Source organism: Antribacter gilvus, assembly GCF_003946865.1.
Classification (GTDB): domain Bacteria; phylum Actinomycetota; class Actinomycetes; order Actinomycetales; family Cellulomonadaceae; genus Antribacter; species Antribacter gilvus.
Genome location: NZ_QXTH01000038.1, coordinates 1 through 944, shown reverse-complemented (window position 1 = coordinate 944; position 944 = coordinate 1). Strand labels below are relative to the sequence as shown.

The following is a 944-nucleotide window of genomic DNA, read 5'->3' as shown; positions in this document are numbered from 1 at the left end:
TAGGGCCTGTCCTGTGAATGGCCTGGTCGGTGGTTCGGTAATGTCCGGGTTGTGGGTGTTGGTCGGGGTGAGTTGACGGATGCGGCGTGGGCGCGGATCGAGCCGTTGCTGCCGGTCTCGTCGGGTCGTGGTGGTCGGTGGCGTGATCACCGGCAGGTGATCAACGGGATCTTGTGGCGGTTGCGGGCCGGGACGCCGTGGCGGGACGTGCCTGCGAAGTACGGGCCGTGGAAGACGCTGCACGAGCGGCTGCGTCGGTGGACCGCGGACGGGACCTGGGAACGGATCCTGGACCACGTGCAGGTCAAGGACGACGCGGTCGGGAAGGTCGAGTGGACCTTCTCGATCGACTCGACCAACGTCCGGGCCCACCAGCACGCCGCAGGTGCCCGGAAAAAGGGGGCTGCAAGGCCGCCTGGGTCAACGACCTCGCAGAAGATGATGAGGCGCTCGGCCGGTCGAGGGGCGGACTGACGTCCAAGATCCACCTGGCGACCGACGCCCGTGGCCTGCCGATGAGCGTGATCCTGACGCCGGGGCAGGCCGGGGACAACCCGCAGCTGCTGCCGCTGCTGGACCAGGTCGCCGTCCGCCGGGACGGGCCCGGCCGGCCCCGCAAGAGGCCCGACCGGGTCCTGGCCGACAAGGCCTACTCCAGCCCCGCGACCCGCCGCGCGCTGCGCCGGCGCGGGATCGCGTTCACCAGCCCGGAGAAGAAGGACCACGCCGCCCACCGGCTCCGCCGCGGCAGAGCCAGCGGGCGACCGCCCGCGTTCGACCCGCAGACCTACAAGGGCCGCAACGTCGTCGAGCGGTGCTTCAACCGCCTCAAGCAGTTCCGCGCCCTGGCCACCCGATACACCAAACGAGCCGCCTACTACCGGTCCGAACTCACGATCGCAGCCATCATCCTCTGGCTCCGCGATTCACAGGACACGCCCTAG

1 protein-coding gene is annotated in these 944 nt (G+C 70.0%); it reads left to right on the top strand.

From position 1 onward, the window contains the following. The first annotated feature begins 51 nt into the window (after positions 1 to 51). Positions 52 to 944 (top strand): IS5 family transposase gene (locus D1350_RS23415; protein ID WP_420807834.1). Its coding sequence is split into 2 segments (ribosomal slippage): positions 52 to 405 and positions 408 to 944, totalling 891 coding nucleotides; the frame shifts between segments, so codons are not numbered across the junction.